At 73.7% G+C, this 16,887-nt stretch carries 15 protein-coding genes; 8 read left to right on the top strand and 7 right to left on the bottom strand.

Annotated features, from left to right (window positions below; genetic code table 11):
- Window positions 1–75 precede the first annotated feature (75 nt).
- Entirely contained in the window at window positions 76–1,476 is a 1,401-nt protein-coding gene (locus tag AB0D99_RS05430; RefSeq protein WP_362357183.1) for a GNAT family N-acetyltransferase, read from the top strand.
- Here the strand turns inward: AB0D99_RS05430 and AB0D99_RS05435 are convergent.
- On the bottom strand, window positions 1,403–2,608 hold the full coding sequence (locus AB0D99_RS05435; RefSeq protein ID WP_362357185.1) for a PLP-dependent transferase: 1,206 nt from the start codon (window positions 2,606–2,608) through the stop codon (window positions 1,403–1,405). The genes AB0D99_RS05430 and AB0D99_RS05435 overlap by 74 nt on opposite strands.
- A 59-nt stretch (window positions 2,609–2,667) precedes the next feature.
- Between AB0D99_RS05435 and AB0D99_RS05440 the strand changes: the two genes are divergently transcribed.
- The 3 genes from AB0D99_RS05440 (at window position 2,668) to AB0D99_RS05450 (ending at window position 5,513) form a co-directional block, all read left to right on the top strand.
- Window positions 2,668–3,165 (top strand): Lrp/AsnC family transcriptional regulator, encoded by a 498-nt coding sequence (locus tag AB0D99_RS05440; protein ID WP_329123259.1) that lies wholly within the window; start codon window positions 2,668–2,670, stop codon window positions 3,163–3,165.
- A gap of 49 nt (window positions 3,166–3,214) precedes the next feature.
- The gene (locus AB0D99_RS05445) at window positions 3,215–4,918 is read left to right on the top strand and encodes a DUF885 domain-containing protein (protein WP_362357188.1); all 1,704 of its coding nucleotides are present in this window, start codon (window positions 3,215–3,217) and stop codon (window positions 4,916–4,918) included.
- A gap of 148 nt (window positions 4,919–5,066) precedes the next feature.
- The gene (locus AB0D99_RS05450; RefSeq protein WP_362357190.1) at window positions 5,067–5,513 is read left to right on the top strand and encodes an Lrp/AsnC family transcriptional regulator; all 447 of its coding nucleotides are present in this window, start codon (window positions 5,067–5,069) and stop codon (window positions 5,511–5,513) included.
- Between the two features lie 70 nt (window positions 5,514–5,583).
- Here AB0D99_RS05450 and AB0D99_RS05455 read toward each other — a convergent pair whose 3' ends face one another.
- From AB0D99_RS05455 to AB0D99_RS05465, 3 genes are all read right to left on the bottom strand, one after another.
- The gene (locus tag AB0D99_RS05455; protein ID WP_362357192.1) at window positions 5,584–8,913 is read right to left on the bottom strand and encodes an SMC family ATPase; all 3,330 of its coding nucleotides are present in this window, start codon (window positions 8,911–8,913) and stop codon (window positions 5,584–5,586) included.
- Window positions 8,910–10,082 carry an exonuclease SbcCD subunit D gene (locus tag AB0D99_RS05460; protein ID WP_362357194.1) on the bottom strand — a complete coding sequence of 391 codons (1,173 nt, stop codon included), beginning with the start codon at window positions 10,080–10,082 and terminating at the stop codon, window positions 8,910–8,912. The genes AB0D99_RS05455 and AB0D99_RS05460 overlap by 4 nt, the downstream gene beginning before the upstream one ends.
- Window positions 10,083–10,190: 108 nt before the next feature.
- Complete coding sequence (locus AB0D99_RS05465; protein WP_362357196.1) at window positions 10,191–10,817, bottom strand: YigZ family protein; 627 nt, start codon at window positions 10,815–10,817, stop codon at window positions 10,191–10,193.
- A gap of 230 nt (window positions 10,818–11,047) precedes the next feature.
- Here AB0D99_RS05465 and AB0D99_RS05470 point away from each other — a divergent pair, with 230 nt between their 5' ends.
- Both AB0D99_RS05470 and AB0D99_RS05475 read left to right on the top strand, forming a co-directional pair.
- Complete coding sequence (locus AB0D99_RS05470; protein ID WP_362357198.1) at window positions 11,048–12,502, top strand: carboxylesterase family protein; 1,455 nt, start codon at window positions 11,048–11,050, stop codon at window positions 12,500–12,502.
- A gap of 68 nt (window positions 12,503–12,570) precedes the next feature.
- On the top strand, window positions 12,571–12,993 hold the full coding sequence (locus AB0D99_RS05475) for a CoA-binding protein (protein WP_362357200.1): 423 nt from the start codon (window positions 12,571–12,573) through the stop codon (window positions 12,991–12,993).
- 158 nt (window positions 12,994–13,151) lie between these two features.
- On the opposite strand, the gene AB0D99_RS05480 is transcribed toward AB0D99_RS05475, so the two are convergent.
- A complete protein-coding gene (locus AB0D99_RS05480; RefSeq protein WP_362357202.1) occupies window positions 13,152–13,709 on the bottom strand; it encodes a YbaK/EbsC family protein in 558 nt (185 codons plus the stop codon).
- A 43-nt stretch (window positions 13,710–13,752) separates the two neighbouring features.
- The gene (locus AB0D99_RS05485) at window positions 13,753–14,325 is read right to left on the bottom strand and encodes an XRE family transcriptional regulator (RefSeq protein ID WP_362357204.1); all 573 of its coding nucleotides are present in this window, start codon (window positions 14,323–14,325) and stop codon (window positions 13,753–13,755) included.
- Between the two features lie 118 nt (window positions 14,326–14,443).
- On the opposite strand from AB0D99_RS05485, the gene AB0D99_RS05490 reads away from it, so the two are divergent.
- Window positions 14,444–15,313 (top strand): DMT family transporter, encoded by an 870-nt coding sequence (locus AB0D99_RS05490; protein ID WP_362357206.1) that lies wholly within the window; start codon window positions 14,444–14,446, stop codon window positions 15,311–15,313.
- Between the two features lie 106 nt (window positions 15,314–15,419).
- On the opposite strand, the gene AB0D99_RS05495 is transcribed toward AB0D99_RS05490, so the two are convergent.
- The gene (locus AB0D99_RS05495; RefSeq protein ID WP_362357208.1) at window positions 15,420–16,163 is read right to left on the bottom strand and encodes an acyltransferase; all 744 of its coding nucleotides are present in this window, start codon (window positions 16,161–16,163) and stop codon (window positions 15,420–15,422) included.
- Between the two features lie 121 nt (window positions 16,164–16,284).
- On the opposite strand from AB0D99_RS05495, the gene AB0D99_RS05500 reads away from it, so the two are divergent.
- Window positions 16,285–16,812, top strand: coding sequence for a gamma carbonic anhydrase family protein (locus tag AB0D99_RS05500; RefSeq protein WP_362357210.1), 528 nt, complete (start codon window positions 16,285–16,287; stop codon window positions 16,810–16,812).
- Window positions 16,813–16,887 lie beyond the last annotated feature (75 nt).

Here is a 16,887-nt window from a genome sequence, read left to right on the forward strand (position 1 = left end):
TCCTCAGATGGGCGCTTAACCCGTCAGTCACAAAGCGTTCGTGATCACGCAACACCGTTGGGTCACAGTGAAGCCATGACTGATGTGACTTCCGCCAAGAGCGCCCGCCGTCCCCACCACTGGCGGCGGGACCTCATCGAGCTGGCCGCCCTCTTCACGGCCGTGGTGGTGGCCGACACGATCGCCAAGACCGTCGTTCGCGGCGCCGAGGGTCCGTACATGCTGGTGTTCTCGGCGATCGCCCTGATCGCCACGGCCACCTTCCACACCTGGTGGGCACGGCGCCACAGCCATGCCCCGCCCGCCGGTGATCCCGGCGGCAGCGGGAGGACCCCGCTGCCGCCGGATTCCGGCACCGACGACGACGCACCCGTCGAAACGAGCCTCTGGCGGATGCGGACCACGGTCCGTGACGCCCCGGGCAGCCTCGCCGCGCTGTGCACGGCACTGGCCCGCCACGAGGTCGACATCCTGACCCTGCAGACCCATCCGCTCGCCGAGGGCACGGTCGACGAGTTCCTGCTGCGCGCCCCGACCTCACTGCAGGCCAACGAGCTCTCCCGCGAGATCGCGGCCGCGGGCGGCCGCAGCACCTGGATCGAGCGGGCCGACGCCCACGACCTGGTGGACACGCCGACCTGGCTGCTCGGCCTGGCCACCCGCACCGCGCTCGACGCGGCCGAACTGCCGCTCGCACTGCGTCAGTTGCTCGGTCGCTGCACCATTCACTCGCTGCCCGCCGTCTCCCTGACCGGCCGGCCCACCGGCGAGACCGCCCCGGTCGAGGGCGTACTGGAGGAGACGGTGATGCGGCTGCGCGACCCGAACGGCGGAGCCATCACCATCGAACGGCCCTATCTGCCGTTCACCCCGACCGAGTTCGCCCGCGCCCGCGCGCTCGTCGAGCTCGACGCCCGCCTCGGCCCGCGCATCCCGCGCAGCCACGACGTCCTCACCCTGCCCGAGGGCAACGAGATCACGGTCCGCCGCGCCGACCAGTCCGACCTGGTCGCGGCCCGGGCCATGCACGACCGCTGCTCCGAGCGGACCCTCGGGCTCCGGTACCACGGCCCGGTCGGCGACGCCGACCGCTATCTCGACCATCTCCTCAGCCCCCGCTTCGGCCGCACCCTCGCCGTGCAGACGGCCTCCGGCCGGCTCGTCGCCCTCGGCCATCTGCTGTGGGACGGCGACGAGACGGAGGTCGCCCTGATGGTCGAGGACGACTGGCAGCGCCGGGGCATCGGCTCCGAACTGCTCGGCCGTCTGGTGGCCCTGGCCGTCGAGGCCGGGTGCGAGAGCGTCTACGCGGTGACCCAGTCCTCCAACACGGGCATGGTCGCCGCGATGCGGGCGCTCAACCTCCCCCTCGACTACCAGATCGAGGAGGGCACCCTCGTCATCACCGCCCGGCTCGGGGCGACTCCGGCACGGAACCGTCTGCCGTACGAGGAGTACCAGCAGGCGGAGCGCTGAGCGCCTGGGTCAGGTCCCGCCACAGGTCCTCGACGTCCTCAAGACCGACCGACATCCGCAGGAGCCGGTCGCTGACACCGGCGGAGCGCCGGTCTCCCTCGGCCACGATCCGGTGGCTGATGGAGGCCGGGTGCTGGATCAGGGTGTCGACACTGCCGAGACTGACCGCCGGCGTGATCAGCCGTACGCCGGCGATCACGTCGTGCGGGTCTCCGTACACCTCGAACGAGACCATCGCGCCGCCCACCCTCGGGTAGTGGACCCGGGCGATGCGCGGGTCTGTGGCCAGCCGACGGACCAGCTCCGCGGCCGTCGACGAGGCCGCCCGCACCCGTACCGGCAGGGTGGAGAGCCCGCGCAGCAGCAGATAGCCCGCCAGCGGGTGCAGCACACCGCCGGTGGCGAAGCGCACCTGGCGCAGCGAGCGGGCGAACTCCTCGTCGCAGGCAACGACGCCGCCCATGACGTCGCCGTGTCCGCCCAGGTACTTGGTCGCGCTGTGCAGCACGATCCGCGCCCCGTCCTCGACCGGCCGCTGGAGCACCGGAGTGGCGAAGGTGTTGTCGACCAGGAGCGGCACCGAGCCGCAGGCGTGGGCCACGGCGCGGATGTCGACCTCGGCGAGGGTCGGGTTGGCGGGGGACTCCACCATCACGAGACCGGTGTCCGGGCGGATGGCCTCGGCGATGCCCGCCGGGTCGGTCCAGGTGACCTCGGTGCCGAGCAGTCCGGCGTTCAGCAGATGGTCGCTGCAGCCGTACAGCGGCCGGACGGCCACCACGTGCCGCAGTCCGAGGCTCGCCCGGACGAGCAGGACGGCGGTCAGCGCCGCCATGCCGCTGGCGAAGGCGACGGCGGAGTCGGTCCCCTCCAGCCGGGCGAGCGCCGACTCGAAGCGGGCGGTGGTGGGGTTGTCGAGGCGGGCGTAGACGGGCGGCCCGTCGAGGCGTGCTCCCGTGGTGGCGAACGCGTCGATGCGGGCGGCCTCGGCCCGCGTGTCGTAGGAGGGGTACGTCGTGGACAGGTCGATCGGCGGGGCGTGCACCCCGAGCTCCGCGAGGTCTTCGCGGCCGGCGTGCACGGCTTCGGTGGCCAGAGCCCTGGGGGTGGAGGCGTCGTAGTCCGTCTGCATGGCGGAACTGTGAACGGATACCGGAAAGTAGCATCGAATGTCCGTGCTACGTTCGGCAAATGGCCGATTCTGTCGTACTGGACCCGGTCGATCTGCACATACTTCGCCTCCTGCAGAACGACGCCCGGACCACCTATCGCGAACTCGCCGCCGAGGTGGGCGTGGCACCGTCCACCTGCCTGGACCGGGTGGCACGTCTCCGCCGCACGGGAGTGATCCTGGGGCACCGGCTCCGACTGGATTCGGCCAAACTCGGCCGTGGGCTCGAAGCGCTCCTCCTTGTCCAGGTCCGCCCGCACCGGCGCGAACTGATCGGTCCGTTCGTCGAACGCATTCGCGCGCTTCCGGAGTCCCGGGCGCTCTTCCATCTGACGGGACCCGACGACTATCTCGTGCACGTGGCCGTGGCCGACCCCGCCGACCTGCAACGACTCGTGCTCGACGAGTTCACGTCGCGCCGTGAGGTGGCCCGCGTGGAGACCCGGCTGATCTTCCAGCAATGGGAGTGCGGGCCACTTCTGCCGCCTTCTCCGGGCGCTCATTTGTCAGCCGACTGAGATCGAATGAGGGTGACGCGAGGACGCGGGAGGCACGAGGATGAGCCTCATGCCAACGACTTCCAGCAACGCGCTGCCCCGCCAGGTCGCCGACACCTACGTCGACGCACTCATCGAACTCGACCCGATCACCGGTACATACCTGGGAGTCAAGGAGAGCGCAGGTCTCCTTCCCGACTTCTCGCCGGCCGGTCAGGAGGAGGTGGCCGAACTGGCCCGCCGCACCCTGGCCCAGCTCGACGAGGCGGAGAAGCGGTCCGGTGCGGAAGACGATGCCGAACGACGCTGCGGCCGCCTGCTGCGGGAGCGGCTGACGGCCGAACTCGCCGTCCATGAAGCCGATGAGGGCCTCTGCACGGTCAGCAACATGCGGTCCCCCGCACACAGCGTGCGGATGGTGTTCACCGTGATGCCGACGGAGACCGAGCAGGACTGGGAGGCCGTGGCCCAGCGGCTGCGCGCGGTTCCGGCGGCCCTGGAGGGCTACCGTGCCTCGCTCGCCCTCGGTCTTGAGCGCAAGCTGCTGGGCGGCCCCCGGCCGACCGCGACCTTCGTCGACCAGCTGACGGAGTGGTCGGGCGCGGACACCGACGGCCGCGGCTGGTTCGAGGACTTCGCCGCGCAGGGCCCGGAGTCGCTCCGTCCCGCACTGCGCGCCGAACTCGCCGAGGCGGGCGAGGGTGCCACCGCGGCGGTCGCCGCGCTGCGGGACTGGATGCGCGACGTATACGCCCCGGCGGTGGCCGACGCCCCCGACACGGTGGGCCGCGAGCGCTACCAGCGGTGGTCGCGCTACTTCAACGGCACGGATCTGGACCTCGACCAGGCGTACGCGTACGGCTGGTCCGAGTACCACCGGCTCCTCGCCGAGATGCGCACCGAGGCCGAGCGCATCCTGCCCGGCTCCGGCCCGTGGGAGGCGCTGGCGCACCTGGACGAGCACGGCACCCACATCGAGGGCGTCGAGGAGGTCAGGGTCTGGCTGCAGAACCTGATGGACGAGGCGATCGAGGCGCTCGACGGCACCCACTTCGAACTCGCCGAGCGGGTGCGGAAGGTCGAGTCGCACATCGCCCCGCCCGGTGGTGCGGCCGCGCCCTACTACACCGGCCCCTCCGAGGACTTCTCCCGCCCCGGGCGCACCTGGCTGCCGGTCGACGGCCAGACCCGGTTCCCGGTGTACGACCTGGTGTCGACCTGGTACCACGAGGGCGTTCCCGGCCACCACCTGCAGATCGCCCAGTGGGTGCACGTCGCCGACCAGCTCTCCCGCTACCAGGCGACGATCGGCGGCGTCAGCGCCAACGCGGAGGGCTGGGCGCTCTACGCGGAGCGGCTGATGGACGAGCTCGGCTTCCTGCCCGACGCCGAGCGGCGGCTCGGCTACCTGGACGGGCAGATGATGCGCGCCTGTCGGGTGATCGTCGACATCGGCATGCACCTGCGGCTGGAGATCCCGGCGGACTCGCCGTTCCACCCGGGCGAGCGGTGGACCCCCGAGCTGGCCGAGGAATTCTTCCAGCAGCACTGCAGCCGCCCGGCGGCCTTCGTCGCGAGCGAGATGACCCGGTATCTGTCGATGCCCGGACAGGCGATCGGCTACAAGCTGGGCGAGCGGGCCTGGCTGCTCGGCCGCGCCAACGCGCGGGCGGCGCACGGCGACTCGTTCGACGCGAAGTCCTGGCACATGGCGGCGCTGTCGCAGGGACCGCTCGGCCTCGACGACCTCGTGGACGAGATCTCGCGCCTCTGACCGGGCCGGTCGCGAGCCGCGGGTGTCGCCGGGACCGCGCCGGCGACCACCGGGCCGGGTGGGGCATCCGGCCCGGCTCGCCTTCCGTACCGTGAGAATCCCCGGGCGTTTCTTGATCGCCCGGGGATTTCCCTGCTACATCTCGCTCATGAGCGGATACGCACCGGACGCCACCGACTGGCGCATCCTCCAGGCCCTGCAGACCGAGGGCAGGGCCAGCTTCGCCGAGCTGGCGCGGGCCGTGTCCATGTCCGCGTCCGCGGTCACCGAGCGGGTGCGGAGGCTGGAGGAGGCCGGAGTGATCGCCGGGTACACGGCGGTGGTGGACCAGGAGCGCCTCGGCCTGCCGATCCTGGCCTTCGTCCGGCTGCGCTACCCCAACGGCAACTACAAGCCCTTCCACGACCTCGTCGAGATCACTCCGGAGATCCTGGAGGCGCACCACGTGACGGGCGACGACTGCTTCGTGATCAAGGTCGCGGCCCGGTCCATGCGGCACCTGGAGGAGATCTCCGGGAAGATCGCCACGCTCGGCTCGGTGACGACGAACGTCGTCTACTCCTCGCCCCTCCCCCGGCGTCCGATCAGCCGCTGAGCCGGTATCCGATCAGCCGGGCCCGGCCGCCCTGCCCGCCATCCGATCAGCCGCCGAGCCCGGCGCCCGATCAGCCGCCGAGCCCGCCGCCTCCCGTACGGAGCCTCACGACCGACCCCGTACGTTCCTTGACCACCTCCAGCTGGACCGGGACGCGGCGCCGCAGGTCGGCGACGTGGCTGACGATGCCCACGCTGCGGTCCCGTTCGCGCAGGGAGTCGAGGACGTCGAGCACCTCGTCGAGGGTCTGGTCGTCCAGGCTGCCGAAGCCCTCGTCGATGAAGAGGGTGTCGAGCCGGACGCCGCCGGCCTCGTCGGTGACGACGTCGGCGAGGCCGAGGGCGAGCGCCAGAGAGGCGAAGAAGGTCTCGCCGCCGGAGAGGGTGGCGGTGTCTCGCTCGTTCCCCGTCCAGGCGTCGACCACGTGGAGCCCCAGGCCGGCGCGTCGGCCGCCCGTACGGGCGTCGGAGTGGACCAGGGTGTAGCGGCCGGAGGACATGCGCTGGAGCCGGGCGGTGGCGGCGGCCGCGACCTGTTCGAGCCGTGCGGCCAGCACGTACGACTCCAGGCGCATCTTCCTCTCGTTCTCGGCCGAGGTGCCGGCGGTGAGTCCGGCGAGCCGCGCGACCCGCTCGTACTCCTCGCGGAGCGGCCCGAGGCGGCGGACCTCGGTGTCGGTCCGCTGCGAGAGCCGGTCCAGTTCCGCGCACCGGTCCTGTACGGCGGCGAGGGCCGACGCGGCGTCCCGCAGGGCCCGTTCGGCCGCGGTGTGCGCGGCTTCGGCGTTCGCCGGTTCGGCGGGCGGCCGGTCGGCGGCGGCCCGCGTCTCCGGCTCGGCGAGCCGGTCGGCGACGGCGGCCGCCTCCGCCTGCCAGGTGTCGAGCCGCTGCTGGAGGAGGCGGCGCTCGCCGTCCTCCAGCAGCGCGGCCGCGGCCTGCGCGGGGGTGTCGAAGCCGGCGCGGAACGCGGCGTCGGCGAGCCGGTCGTCGGCCTCCTTCAGGCGCTGGGAGGTGAGGTCCACGGCGCGGACGGTCTCGGCGGCCTCGATGAGGATGGCGATCCTCCGCTCCAGCCGCGAGGCGTGCTCGGCGACGCTTCCGGACTCTCCACGGCCCCTGGCCAGTTCGGTGTCCAGGACGGTCTGCTCGCGATCGAGCGCCTCACCCTGCGAGGTCCGCCCGGCCACCCGTCGCTCGGCGTCCCGCTGCGCGGCGACCCGGTTCTCGTGCTCGCGCTCGGCGCCCGCCAGCGCCTCCCGCGCCGCGTGGGTCTGCCCGGCCAGCGCATGCGCCTCGGCGTGACGCCGGGCCAAATCCTCGACTTCGGCGGCCAGTTCGGTGACGGTGGGCTCGATCCCCGACTCCGCGGGGCGCTGTCCGCCGGACACGGGCGCGATGTCTTCACGCGTGCCGACCGCCGCCCGGCCGCCGGCGGAAGCGCCCGGCGTCGTGCCGCCGCGGGGGGCGCCCGCCGCGGCGGACGCCCCCCGCGACGCCTCCGTGTCGCCGGCCGTGGCGCCCTGCGCCCGGCCGAGCGGGGCGGGCACGGCCGTCGGCTCGTCGTCGACGGGCGTGCGGCCGGGGCCCGGAGTCGCGGGCGCGCGGCCCGCCTGGACCTCGGCGCCCGGCTCGCCGTCGGCGGGGGTCCGGCCCTGCGCCGGGATCACGGGAGCGAGTTCCGTCAGGACCTCCGCGCGGGCCGCGGACCATGCCTCGCGGGTGACGGCGAGTTCGCGTTCGACGGTGGTCCTGGTCTCCTCCGCGCGCGTGAAGGCGGCGTAGGCCGCGTCCTCCGTGGCGCGGTCGACATGGTCGGCGCCGGTGCGGGCGGGGGCGGGATGGTCGGCCGAGCCGCAGACCTGGCAGGCGGCTCCGGGGGTCAGCGCGGCGGCCAGTTCGGCCGCGATGCCGAGCAGCCGACGGGACTTGACGTCGAGCCAGGTCTCATGGGCCTCGTTGCGCCGCTCGCGGGCGGCGGTCAGCCGGGTCTCGGCGGTGCTCGTCCGCTCCGCCAGGTCGTCGCGGCGGCGCGCCGCGGACAGCCTGCGGCGGGCGGGTTCGAGGCGGCCCGCCAGGTGTTCGGCGCGGGCGGCGGCCTCCTGGGCCGCCTCGACGCGGGCCGTCAGCTCCGCCCGCCGCACGTCCCAGCCCGCGAGCCAGCCGCCCGTCTCCTGGAGGATCTCCTCGTCGGCGCGGGCGTGGCGCTCCAGGACCGCGCGCTCCTGCGCGATCTCGGCGCTGCGCCGCTCGGCCCTTCGCGCCGACTCCAGGGCGCCGAGCTCCTCGCGCAGCCGGCGTTCCAGGGCGGACAGCTGCTCGGCGCCCGCGTCGGCCAGCTCGTCGGGCAGTCTGCCGCGGCTCTGCTCGCGGGCCCCGGCCGCGGCCTCGTGCTCGCGCTCCGCGTCGGCCCTCAGGCCGAGGGCCGGCGCCACCCGGTCGGCCTTGCGGGAGCGCTCCAGCGTGGCCTCCCACGTGTCCCGCTCGGGACGGCGCTCCGCCAGGTCCCGCTGCCGCCGTCGGGCTTCGGCATGCCGCGCCTGACGGGACGCCAGATCCCGTTCCGTGTCGAGCGTGCGGCGGGCGTCGGCCTGGCGGGACTCGGCCGCCGAGACGGCGGAGCCGGCGATGTCGAGCGCCTCGCGCGCCTCGGACCGGGCCACGGCCGCCCGGGTCTGGACGGCCTCGGCGAGTCCGGGCTCGCCGGGCCGCTCCTCGACCGCCGCCCCGCCCGTCTCCTGAGCCATCCGGTGGGACAGCGCGAGCAGCCGCTCGTCCCCGTCCCGTACCTGCTGCTCGGCGGCGCGCCGCAGCTCGGCCAGCCGCTCCTCGACCGCCGCGAACCTGCGGGTGTCGAAGAGCCGTCCGAGCAGCTTGCCCCGGGCCTCGGCGTCGGCCCGCAGGAAGCGCGCGAAGTCCCCCTGAGGCAGGAGGACGACCTGGCAGAACTGCTCGCGGCTCATGCCGACGAGCTGGCTGATCTCCTCGCCGATCTCCTGATGGGAGCGGCTGAGTCCGGTCCACTCGACCGTCCCCGCGTCGTACTCCCGCAGCAGGCTCTGCGCCTTCTCGGTGGTGAAGCCGCCACCGCGCTTCTTGGGACGCGGCTGCGCCGGACGCCGGGTGATCTCCAGCCGCCGTTCCCCCACGGTCAGTTCGAGCGTGACCTCGGTGGGCGTGCCGGTCGGGGCGTGGTCGCTGCGGAGCGAGGCGCCGGGGGACTGCCGCGCGCCGGGCACCGCGCCGTACAGGGCGTAGCAGACGGCGTCGAGCACGGAGGTCTTGCCCGCGCCGGTCGGCCCGTGGAGCAGGAAGAGCCCCGCGGAGGACAGGGCGTCGAAGTCGATCTCCTGGGTGGTGCCGAAGGGCCCGAAGGCGGTGACGGAGAGGCGGTGCAGTCTCACCGGGCGCCCACCTCGCGCTCCGCCGCGTCGACCCGTACGTCGTCGAACGCGCCGTACAGCACGGTCCGTTCGGCGCCGTCCGGTCCGGCGCCGCCTCGCACATGGGCCACGAAGTCCTCCGCGATCTGCTGGTCGCTGCGGTCGCGCAGCCGCTGCGCGTACGAGGCCAGGGGGTCGCCCTCCACACGCTCGGGCTCGAAGAGCAGGCTCACGGTGTGCGGGAACCGTTCGGCGAGCCGGGCCATGGGCTCGGGGGGCCTGACGGGGTCGGTGAGGGTCGCCTCGACCCAGGAGGACTCGTGCCGCGCGAGGGCGGGGTCGGCCAGCAGGTCCTCCAGACGGCCTCTGATCCGGGCGAGGGCGCGGGGCACCGGGCAGTCGACGCGCTCGGCGGTCTCGATCCCGCCGTCCGGCCCGAGGTCGATCAGCCACATGGTCTTGCGGTGGTCGGCCTCGGAGAAGGAGTACGCGAGCGGGGAGCCGGAGTAGCGCACGCGCGGGGTGACGGTCTGGCTGCCGTGCAGATGGCCGAGGGCCACGTAGTCGACGCCGTCGAAGACTCCGGCGGGGACGGCGGCGACACCGCCGACGGTGATGTCCCGTTCGCTGTCGCTCGGTTCGCCGCCGGCGACGAAGGCGTGGGCGAGGACCACGGAGCGGGTGGCGTCGGGCCGCCGCGCGAGGTCGGCGCGGACGCGGTCCATGGCGGCGCCGAGCACCGCCTCGTGCCCGGACCCGGCGGCCCCGAGCCGCTCCCGGACCAGGGCGGGTTCGAGGTAGGGCAGGCCGTACAGGGCCACCTCTCCATGGGCGTCGGTGAGCACGACGGGCGTGCCGACGCCGGCCGGGTCCGTCCGCAGATGGATCCCCGCGCGCTCGATGAGCCCGGCGCCGACCCCGAGGCGACGGGCTGAGTCGTGGTTCCCGGAGATCATGACGGTCGGCACTCCGGCCTCGGCGAGGCGGTGCAGGGCGGTGTCGAAGAGCTCGACGGCCGGGAGCGGCGGCACGGCACGGTCATAGACATCCCCGGCGACGAGGACCGCGTCCACGTCGCGCTCGCGCACCGTGGCCACCAGGTGGTCGAGGAACGCGGACTGGGCGTCGAGCAGGCCGACCCGGTGGAACGACCGTCCCAGGTGCCAGTCCGACGTGTGCAGGAATCTCATGATCGAGGAGCGTATCGGCGGGGTCGGACATCGGCCGGGGCTTCGGGGAACCCGGGAACGTCGACCGCTCCCACGGCCGTGGCCGGGTGCCCGCGGCGGGGCGCGCCCTCACGCATCGCCGTACGCCTCGCCGCCGAGCTCCAGCGCGGCCGTGCCGGCCGTCACGTCCGCGAGCCAGGCGCGGAACTCCGTCACGTCCGCGTCGGGCAGACCGATCCCGATGGTGACGCTCTCGGCGTAGGTCACCTCCAGGACCGCGCGGCCCGTGGCCCGCAGATCGTTCTCGAGCTTGCCCGCGCGCTGGTGGTCGACGGTGACGGTGGCCAGCCTGAATCGCCGGCGGGTGATCGTGCCGAGCGCGTCCAGGGCCTCGCCGACCACCCCTCCGTACGCCCTGATCAGACCGCCCGCGCCGAGCTTCACGCCGCCGTAGTAGCGGGTCACGACGGCGGCGACGTACCGCACCTCCCGGCGCATCAGCATCTGGAGCATCGGCGCGCCCGCCGTCCCACCGGGCTCGCCGTCGTCGCTCGCCTTCTGGACGACCGCGTCGGCCCCGATCACGTAGGCGAAGCAGTTGTGCGAGGCGGTCGGGTGCTCCTTGCGGACGCGCGCGACGAACTCCTGCGCCTCCTCCTCGGTCGCCACGGGTGCCAGCGCGCAGATGAAGCGCGAGCGGTTGATCTCGGTCTCGTGCACACCCTCGCGGGCGAGCGTGCGGTACTGCTCCTGCATCCCGCCACCCTATGCGCCGGTGACCCCGCCGCCGTCCGCGGTCCCCCGCCGCCCGGCGCCCGGGCGGTCGTCCCGGCGCCGGTGTCGCCGACATCACGCGGCCGCCGGTGCCCGATCCCGGGAGCCGCCCACGGGTCGCGGGGACCGGCTTCCCCGACGACGCTGAGTGCGGGGCTCCGCGCGGTGGTCGTCCGGCGCAGGGGCGGCGTGGTCATGGCGAAGGAGGTCCGATGTCCGATGTTCCCGGTCCGCTGGTGACCACGTGCGGCGGTGTCCTGCGGGGCTCCCTGACGGGCGGTGTGGCCTCCTTCCTCGGTGTCCCCTACGCCAAGGCTCCGGTGGGTGCGCGGCGCTTCCGGGCACCGGAGGCCGTCGACCCCTGGGAGGGCGTGCGCGAGGCGGTCGCCTTCGGGGCGACGGCTCCCAAGCGTCCGTTCGCCCCGCCGCTGGACGCCCTGCTCCCGGACCCGGACGTCGAGGGCGAGGACTGTCTCAACCTCAACGTCTGGGCACCGTGGAGCGAGGGCGCGGGGAGCCGGGCCGTCATGGTCTGGATCCACGGCGGTTCGCTCGCCCACGGTTCGTCATCGGTCCCCGTCTACGACGGGACGGCGTTCGCCCGCGACGGGGTCGTGCTCGTCTCGCTCAACTACCGGCTCGGGATCGAGGGGTTCGGGGTGTTCCCGGACGCTCCGGCCAATCTGGGGCTGCGCGACCAGATCGCCGCTCTGACCTGGGTACGGGACAACATCGCGGCCTTCGGCGGCGACCCGGAGCGGGTGACGGTGTTCGGGGAGTCGGCGGGGGCGATCTCGATCGCCGCGCTGCTCGCCTCGCCGCTCGCCAAGGGTCTGTTCCGGCGCGCCGTGCTCCAGAGCGGGGCGCCGATCGCGGTGCCGCGCGAACAGGCTCGCCGGACGACGCGGGCCATCGCCGCGCGCCTGGGTGTCGAGGCGACGGCGCGGGCGGTGGCCGCGGTGCCCCGCGACCGGCTCCTCGACGCCCAGACCGCCGTCACCGGGAGGCGTTCGCCGCTGACCGGCGGGCACTCCTTCCAGGTCGCCGTCGACGGCGAGGTCCTCCCCCGCGATCCGGCCGTGGCCCTGCGCGACGGGGCGGCGGCGGACGTCGACCTCCTCATGGGGACGAACACCGAGGAGTACCGCCTCTGGTTCGTGCCCGGCGGGCTGACCGAGCGGATCGGCCGCCTCGCACTGCGGGCGGCGCTGTGGCGGGCGGGGGTGCGGGCGCGGACCGCCCGCGCGTACCGGGCGAGCCGGCCGGGGGAGACACCGGGCGAGCTGCTGGGCGCGGTCGCGACGGACAAGCTGCTGCGCGTGCCGCTCTACCGGGTCGCGGACGCCCGGACGGCGGGTCCCGGCTCGACCTTTCTGTACGAGTTCGGCTGGCGTTCCCCGGTCATGGGTCTCGGCGCCTGTCACGCCCTGGAGATCGCCTTCGTCTTCGACACCCTGGACCGGCCCGAGGCGGCGGCGCTGACCGGTCCGGACGCGCCGAGGGAGCTGGCGGCGGCGATGCACGGGGCCTGGACGCGGTTCGCGGCGACCGGCGACGCGGGGTGGCGCCCTTGGGACCCGACCCGACCGGTGATGGCCTTCGGGCCCGGTGCCCCGGAGCTGGTCGAGTCCCCGCGCGAGGACGAGCTGCGCGCCTGGGAGACCTGAGCGCTCCGGCGGGAATCACCGGGCCCGCCGACTCGTTCTGGAGAGCGACGAGCCACGGGAGGCAGCAGATGAGCGTCGAGACCGCGACGACGGAGTCGGACACCGTACGGAAGATCCTCACCGCCACGGGCGACACCTGGGCGGTCGTGGGCCTGTCGTCGAACCAGGCGCGCGCCGCGTACGGCGTGGCCGCGGTGCTGCAGCGCTTCGGCAAGCGGATCGTGCCGGTCCACCCGAAGGCCGAGACGGTGCACGGCGAGCGGGGATACGCCTCGCTCGCCGACATCCCCTTCCCGGTCGACGTGGTCGACGTGTTCGTCAACAGCGACCACGCGGGCCGCGTGGCGGACGAGGCGGCCGCGATCGGCGCCAAGGCGGTCTGGTTCCAGCTGGGCGTGATCGACGAGGCGGCGTACGAGCGGACCCGCGAGGCGGGCCTCGACATGGTCATGGACCGCTGCCCCGCGATCGAGATCCCGCGCCTCGCCTGAGCCGTACGCGGGCCCGGACCGTTCGGGCCCGGGTCCGGGCCTGACCGCCCGGGCCCGCGTACGGGCCTGACCGTTGGGGCCCTGCCTCGCGGGTGCCGTGCCCCTACGGCCCGGGTCTCGCCCGGGCGGCCGTTCCGGCGCCGTCGTCCTGGAGGTTTTCAGCCGACGCCGAGCCCCTCCAGGACGACGGCGCCGGGCAGTTGGGCGAACGCCTTGCCCGGCACGATCAGCTTGCCGCGCCGCCGCCCGCTCCCGATGAGAACCCATTCGGTGTCGACGACGGCCGCGTCCACGAGGACCGGCCAGTCGGCGGGGAGTCCGACCGGGGTGATGCCGCCGTACTCCATGCCGCTCTCGCCGGTCGCGGTCTCCATCGCCGCGAACCGCACCTTGCGGGACCCCAGGTGCCTGCGGACGACTCCGTTGACGTCGACCCGGTCGGCCGAGCGGACCACGCAGGCGGCCAGGGTGGTGTCCTCGCCGCGCTTCCCGGCGACGATCACGCAGTTCGCCGACTGGTCGAGCAGCTCCCGTCCGTGGTGTTCGACGAAGACGGCCGTGTCGGCGATCTCCGGGTCGGTGTCCACGTAGAGCAGCTGGTCGGCGGGGACGGTGCCCCGCCACGCGCGGACCGCGTCGGCGACGGGCTCCGTCAGCAGGTCGAGGCGGTCGGGGGCGGGAACGGCGTTGTCGAAGTCTCCGATGGGTGCGCGCATGGCTCCACGCTAACAAGGCGCCCGTTCCCCGGGTTTGGTCGTCTCAGCGCACGGGCGGGATGGAGACGGCCATGGTCATCTCGGCCTTCTCCGTGCCCTCGTTGCGGTAGGCGTGCGGCACGTTGGCCTCGAAGACGGCGGAGGTGCCGGCCGGGATCCGGTGCTCCTCCCCTTCGACGACGAGGGTGAGTTCGCCCTCCGTGACGTGCAGCAGTTCGGTGGTGCCGTCCGGGTGCGGGTCCGACGCGCTGCCGTCCCCGGGCATCAGCGTCCAGGACCAGAGCTCCAGCGGGCCGCGCGCCTCGGTGCCGGCGAGGAGCTTGGTCTGACTGCCGGTGGACGTGGACCACATGCGTACGGCCTGCTCGGGCGGGACGAGGCGGACGTGCGGGCCCTGCTCGTAGTCGAGGAGGGTCGTGATCGAGATCCCGAGCGCGTCGGCCAGCTTCACCGTGGTGCCGACGCTGGGGTTGGTGCGGGCCTGCTCGATCTGGATGATCATGCCGCGGCTGACCCCGGCCCGTGCGGCGAGGGCGTCCAGCGTGAAACCGCGCTCATTGCGCCACCGCTTCAGGTTCCGCGCGAGCGACTGCGTGAGCTGATCGAGGTCCGACACATTCCGTCCAATATTTTGGATGACATAGTTCAACAGACTGAACTACCGTGGGGTCTATCGCGGTGTACTCAGCTGTACACCGCACTGTACTGCGAGACCACCACCCTGCGAGGATTCCATGACCGCGCTGTTCGCCCTGGCCACCGCCCTGCTCTGGGGCCTGGCCGATTTCGGCGGGGGCCTGCTCACCCGACGCATGCCGGCCCTGACCGTCGTCGTCGCCTCGCAGACGATCGCGGTCGTGGTCCTCGGCGCCATCGTGATCGCCACCGGCGCGTGGAGCGAGCTGGGCCCCGGGCTCTGGTACGCGGTCGCCGCGGGTGTGGTCGGCCCGGTGGCCATGCTGGCGTTCTACAAGGCCCTGGCCCTGGGCCCGATGGGCGTGGTCTCCCCGCTCGGCTCGCTCGGCGTCGTCGTGCCCGTGTCGGTGGGCCTGCTCATCGGCGACCGGCCGGGACTGCTCCAGTTCGCCGGGATCGGCGTGGCCGTCATGGGCATCGTGCTGGCCGGCGGACCGGAGCTGAGGGGCGCGCCGGTGCAGCGGCAGGCGGTGCTCCTCACCCTGGTGGCGGCCTTCGGGTTCGGCTCGGTGATGGCCCTCATCGCGGAGGCGTCCACGACCCTCACCGGCCTGTTCCTCGCGCTGTTCGTCCAGCGGGTCACCAACGTGGCGGTCGGCGGCGGCGCGCTGTACGTCTCCGTGAAGCGGGGCGGCCGGGCGCTGCCCGAGGGCGGCGGCGGGATGAAGGTCGTCCTGGCGGCCCTTCCGGCGCTCGCCTTCGTCGGCCTCGCCGACGTCGCCGCCAACGGCACGTACTCCATCGCGGCGCAGAACGGTCCGGTCACCGTCGCCGCCGTCCTGGCGAACCTCTACCCGGTCGTGACCGCGCTGGCCGCGCGCGGGGTCCTCAAGGAACGGCTGCGGGCCGTGCAGGCGGCGGGCGCGGGCCTCGCGCTGGTCGGCACGGTACTGCTCGCGACGGGCTGACCGGGGCCGGGGTGCCCGGGCGGGCGTACGGCGTTCGCCTCACACACCGCGGTCCCGTCGTGTCCCGCTCACGCCCGGCCGTCGAGCGGCTCCCGCCCGCGCCCGGTCATCCCTCCGCGAGGTCCCATTCCGCCAGCGCGGCGAGCTGCTCGTGGGTCACCCCGTCCGGGACCGGTACCGGCGCCGGCGTCCGCAGCGGCGGCTGCCAGCCGAGCTCCGGATCCCAGCTGCGCACGACCTTCGCGGGCGCGCCGGCCACCACGGAGTGGTCCGGCACCTCGCCCCGGACGACCGCGCCGGCCGCGACGACCACGTTCCTGCCGAGCTTGGCGCCCGGAAGGATCACCGCGCCCGTGCCCAGCCAGCAGCCGGGGCCGATCTCGACCGGCTCGGAGCGCGGCCACTGTCTGCCGACCGGCTCGTTCGGATCGTCGTAACTGTGGTTGGTCGAGGTGATGTAGACGTACGGGCCGCAGTAGGTGTCGGAGCCGATCGTCACCGTGGTGTCCGCGATGACGTGACTGCCGCGCCCCAGCACGACACCGTTCCCCAGGGTCAGCACCGTGTCGGGCCCGAGGTCGAGCCCCGGCAGCATCCCGGCGGTCAGCGTGACCTGCTCGGCGATGATGCAGCACTCACCGATCTCGATCCACTGCTCGCCGAAGACGGTGCCCTGCGGGAAGGCGAGCCGGGTGCCCGCGCCGAGCCTGCGGAAGCGCAGCCGCCCGGGGCTTTCGGCGGTGACGGAACCGGCCTCCTGCACCCAGCGCCATCCGCCCTGCACCGCACGGGCGAGAACCCGGCGCCGCCAGGCGGCGAGGGAGGAGAACGTGTTTCTGTTCCTGGGCACCCGGACACGGTAGTCCTCGCCGTCGTACCTGATCACGGGGGTGCCCTGTGATGTCCGTCATGGGGCGGGGCTAGATTGCCCCGCAGGGCGTGACGCAACGACGAGGGATCAGGAGCGAACGATGACAGAGGCGTTGATCAAGGGCGTGGGCGGCAAGGAGCCGCGGGTCGATCCGACCGCGTTCACCGCGCCGACCTCCGTCGTCCTCGGCGAGGTCACGCTCGGTGCGCGAGCGAGCGTCTGGTACCACGCGGTGCTCCGCGCCGACTGCGGTCCGGTCGTCGTCGGCGAGGACTCCAACATCCAGGACAACTGCACGGTCCACGTCGACCCCGGCTTCCCGGTCACGATCGGCGACCGCGTGACGGTCGGGCACAACGCGACCGTCCACGGCTGCACGATCGAGGACGACGTCCTGGTCGGCATGGGCGCCACGGTCCTGAACGGGGCCCGGATCGGTGCCGGCTCGCTGATCGCCGCGCAGGCACTCGTCCCCCAGGGGATGGAGGTCCCGCCGGGTTCGCTGGTCGCCGGCGTCCCGGCCAAGGTCCGGCGCCCGCTGACGGAGGAGGAGCGGGCCGGTATCCGGCTCAACGCGGAGATGTACCTGCACCTGGCCAAGGGGCATGCCGAGGCGTTCCAGGACTGAGAGCGCCGGACACGGCGAGGGGCGCGGCACCCCCCGGCGGGGGGGCGGCCCCCCCCGCGGGTTAGGGGCCCGCCC

Origin of the sequence: Streptomyces sp. NPDC047971, from assembly GCF_040653355.1 — a bacterium.
Taxonomy (GTDB): Bacteria; Actinomycetota; Actinomycetes; order Streptomycetales; family Streptomycetaceae; genus Streptomyces.